The following is a 255-nucleotide window of genomic DNA, read 5'->3' as shown; positions in this document are numbered from 1 at the left end:
AAGAGCAGGAACAGAAAGTGCTTCTTCTGGCATTTCAGGATGGTCAATCTCAACGTGCGATTGCGCAGACGTTGGGCGTATCGCAGATGAGCGTTTCCCGTATTCAGAAGCGGGCAACAGAAAAGTTGAAGCAGATTATGTCTAATTCCTCTATTTCATGACAAGATCGCTGAATTCATGGCTTATAATATTTGACGTCCCATCGTAAGGACACGTTATTCCAATTAGGGAAGCGTGTCCTTTTTATAAAGCGGA

At 43.9% G+C, this 255-nt stretch carries 1 protein-coding gene; it reads left to right on the top strand.

Translation table 11 applies throughout. From position 1 onward, the window contains the following. On the top strand, window positions 1-161 hold a 161-nt coding region (locus HFD78_RS29255; protein ID WP_191968161.1), incomplete at its 5' end, for a sigma-70 family RNA polymerase sigma factor. Between the last annotated feature and the right edge of the window lie 94 nt (window positions 162-255).

This window comes from Bacillus sp. EKM501B (assembly GCF_011800505.1).
GTDB lineage: Bacteria > Bacillota > Bacilli > Bacillales > Bacillaceae_G > Bacillus_A > Bacillus_A cereus.
Note: the sequence above shows the minus strand (reverse complement) of the source record. Positions and strands in the feature narration are given on the sequence as shown.